Genomic DNA, 3,354 nt, shown 5'->3' with positions numbered 1-3,354 from the left:
GGCTATATCTTCTCGCTGCCGGCCGGCGACGGCAACTGAGCACCGGGCCAGAAGGATGTAGTTGCTCGCCGGCCGAATTGGCGCGACTCCGGAATGACAGCACAAGATGATCGCTGAAGCAGCAAGCACCGATATGCAAGGGTTCAGGCAGGGCGCGGCGATGGCGGCCGTGCGCGTCGTTCGCCGGCTGCGCGAGGCCGGCGACTGGCAGCGCGAGATGGACGGCATACTGGAAACGCTCTGCCGGGCCATGGATTGCCAGCGCGGCATCCTGTTTCGCTTGCGCGAACTGCCTGGCCAGGGCTTCGCCCAATCCGTCGCCGCCTACTGGATCGACCCTCTTTTCGGCGGCGAACTGGCATCACCGACCGTCATCATGCAATCGATCGTCAATTCCGACCCGCTGCTGGAGCGGCTTGCCGAGGACGAGAGGCAAGGCAAGATCTTCGCCGGTCATACGCGCGACCTCGAAGGCTTCCTGAGGACCGATTTCGAGAAGCAGAACATCAAATCGTTCCTCTCGGTCTCGGTCTTCGCGCACGGCCATCTCTGGGGCACGCTGGCGGTCAATGACTGCATCAACGAGCGTGCATGGACCGACGAGGAAGAGGCGACGCTGCACATCATCGCGCTGGCCATCGGCGACGCCATAGAGCGCTCGCCCTCCGACGCCCACGCCAGCGAGGTCATTCGCCGCACCATGCTGCAGGCCTCGCTCGACGCCATTGTCGTCATCGACGAGACCGGCTCGATCATCGAATTCAATCCGGCCGCCGAGAAGATGTTCGGCTTCCAGCGCAGCGACATCCTCGGCAAGGACCTGCTCGATACGATCGTGCCGATCTACTACCGCAAGGGCTATGCCTCAGGAGCCGAATACATGTCCGGCCGCGGCGCGCCGATGGTCGGCCAGCGGCTCGAGACGGTGACCCAGAATGCCGCCGGCGAAGTGTTCCCGATCGAGCTGACGGCCACCGAGATGCGGGTTGCCGACCGCCGCCTGATCTTCGGCTCCATCCGCGACCTGCGCGACAAATTGCGCGCCGAGGAGGAAATCGGCCGGCAACGCGAGAAGCTGCACCAGAACGAGAAGATGGCGGCGATGGGTTCGTTGCTGGCCGGTGTGTCGCACGAGCTCAACAACCCGCTGGCCGTGGTTGTGGCGCAATCGACGCTGCTGCACGAATTCGCCTCCGATCCGCAAACCAAGGTGCGCGCCGAAAAGGTCCGCGCGGCCGCCGAGCGCTGCGGCCGCATCGTCAAGAGCTTCCTGTCGATGGTCCGCCTCCATCCCGCGGCACAAGCCGAGACCGACCTCAACCAGGTGATCCGGGCGGCACTTGAAGTGACCGCCTATGGCGCGCGCTCAAGCGGCATCATCATCGACACCGATTTCGCCGCAGGCCCGCTGCTGGCCATGGCCGACGCCGACCATGTGACGCAGGTGGCGGCCAATTTCCTCATCAACAGCCAGCACGCTTTGGCTGGCATTGCCGGCGACCGGCTGATCAAGGTGCGGACGTTCCGCAGCGACCGGGATCATCCCTGCTTCTCGGTCGAGGACAATGGGCCCGGCGTGCCGGAAGCGATCCGCGGCCGCATCTTCGAATCCTATTTCACCACCAAGCCGGTCGGCGTCGGCACCGGCATCGGCCTGTCGATCTCGAAATCGATCATCGAGCGGCACAATGGCAATGTCTGGTTCGAGGAAGTGCTCCCGAGAGGCGCGCGTTTCGTCGTCCAGCTGCCGGCCATCGTGGCCGGCCTCGCCACCGCCGGCGACAACCAGCCGCGATCGAGCGGCCTGCGCCATGCCTTGATCATCGACGACGAGCCGGATGTCGCCGGGTCACTCTCCGACATCCTCGAACTGATGGGCATCAAGTCGCGGATCGTGCCGGTCTGGGAATCGGCCGCCGCCACCTTGAGCGGCCACATGCCGCCGGACATCGTTTTTTCGGACCTGCGCATGCCCGGCGTCAGCGGCATATCGATCTATCGTGAGCTGCTCGCCGAAAAGCCCGATTTGGCGCGGCGTTTCGTGCTGGTCACCGGAGACCTGATCGGTGCCAAAGCCGAAATCGAAGCCTTGCCGGCGCACCAGCGACCGCAGATTCTGGAAAAGCCGTTCAGCACGCTGGATGTGCGCAGCGTGCTCTCCGCCATCGCCGAACAGGCGGCCTTGAAAGGATAAAAAAAGAGGCTCCCGGGGGCGGGAGCCAAAAGGAGCGCACTGGAGGGCGCTCGGGGAGGTCAGAGCATGATCCACAAAACGGGAACGGTTTTCGGGACCATGCTTCGACGGAAATCAGAAAATATTCGGCGTGCCGGTCAACGGCGCGGCATTGGCGATCATGCGGATCGCCCGGCTTTTGTGTGTTCCGGACTGTTCGGCGATGGCGCGCAGGCAATCCATGCTCTCGGCACCCCAGGCCTGGCCCTTGCAGGCGAAGTCGGTCAACGGCACCGGCAGACGCGCGGTCCTGGTCGTCGTCTGCGCGCCGTCGATGAGATTGGCCGGCGGATTCAACGAAGCGAAGGCCGGCCCGATTGTCGGCGTGAACGCCATGCCGACGAAGGCGCAAGCAGCCAGCACCATGAACATCGCCATGGGGTGGTCGCTGGCCCGCTGGCGCAGCGCCAGTTTCGGACGGCGGTCATTGCGCTCTGGAGCCTGAAGGCGGCTCTCGCCGCGGATCGTCTGGATTTTTGCATGCATTACCTTCCCCTTCGCTGAGTTTCTTTTGGCGGTGAAATGAACTTATCCGCGCTTTGTAACGGTGATGGGGTGGCGAAGGATTGGCACTGTAACGAATTCGAAACAGCATTTCGGGCGAAGTCGGGCAAAATCGGGCATGGCTTCGACGGCGCCGAGGCTCGAGGCGCAACTTGACCGATCTTACCGAACAGTCTTTCGAAAAGATCAGGCTCAGCCCGGAGCTTGAAGCTCGGCAATGATCTTGTGCGCGGCGATGCGCCCGGCAATGATGGCGCCCTCGACATACCCCGGAAACGATGGCGAGAGTTCTGAAGAGGCGAGATACACCGGCGGTGCGCCGGCAAGGATCGTTCGCTCGGCGTCTGTCGCTGTAACATCGACAATAAGATCGCTGTACGCGCCGCCGCTCCAGCGATCTCCTGTCCAGTCACGCAAACTGAAATCGATGACGTCACCGGCATCCGGACCAAGGGCTGCCTCCAGCCGGCCGGTCACCTCCGCACGCAGTTCCGCCTCGCCGAGGTCGCGCCAACGCAGCGCGAGCGAGCCGCCGGCGAACACGACGAGCGCCGCATGCTCCGCATCCTTGCCGGCGTCGCAGGCAAACAGCCCCGGCGGCTCGCTCGCGCTGCGTT

At 64.0% G+C, this 3,354-nt stretch carries 3 protein-coding genes; 1 reads left to right on the top strand and 2 read right to left on the bottom strand.

Annotation, left to right across the window (positions count from 1 at the left end; genetic code table 11):
* The first annotated feature begins 106 nt into the window (after nucleotides 1-106).
* The gene (locus EN879_RS29035; protein ID WP_027163147.1) at nucleotides 107-2,194 is read left to right on the top strand and encodes an ATP-binding protein; all 2,088 of its coding nucleotides are present in this window, start codon (nucleotides 107-109) and stop codon (nucleotides 2,192-2,194) included.
* 114 nt (nucleotides 2,195-2,308) lie between these two features.
* Here EN879_RS29035 and EN879_RS29030 read toward each other — a convergent pair whose 3' ends face one another.
* Nucleotides 2,309-2,719 carry a hypothetical protein gene (locus tag EN879_RS29030; protein ID WP_013529299.1) on the bottom strand — a complete coding sequence of 137 codons (411 nt, stop codon included), beginning with the start codon at nucleotides 2,717-2,719 and terminating at the stop codon, nucleotides 2,309-2,311.
* A 210-nt stretch (nucleotides 2,720-2,929) separates the two neighbouring features.
* The coding region (locus tag EN879_RS29025) for an FAD-dependent oxidoreductase (RefSeq protein ID WP_206521023.1) at nucleotides 2,930-3,354 on the bottom strand (425 nt) is incomplete at its 5' end.

The organism is Mesorhizobium sp. M7A.F.Ca.AU.002.02.1.1, from assembly GCF_003998535.1.
Classification (GTDB): domain Bacteria; phylum Pseudomonadota; class Alphaproteobacteria; order Rhizobiales; family Rhizobiaceae; genus Mesorhizobium; species Mesorhizobium ciceri.
This window is presented reverse-complemented; position numbering and strand designations above follow the sequence as displayed.

Coding starts and splice junctions, on each gene's coding strand:
- EN879_RS29035 (WP_027163147.1), top strand. CDS start 107: ATGATCGCTGAAGCAGCAAGCACCGATATGCAAGGGTTCAGGCAGGGC.
- EN879_RS29030 (WP_013529299.1), bottom strand. CDS start 2,719: ATGCATGCAAAAATCCAGACGATCCGCGGCGAGAGCCGCCTTCAGGCT.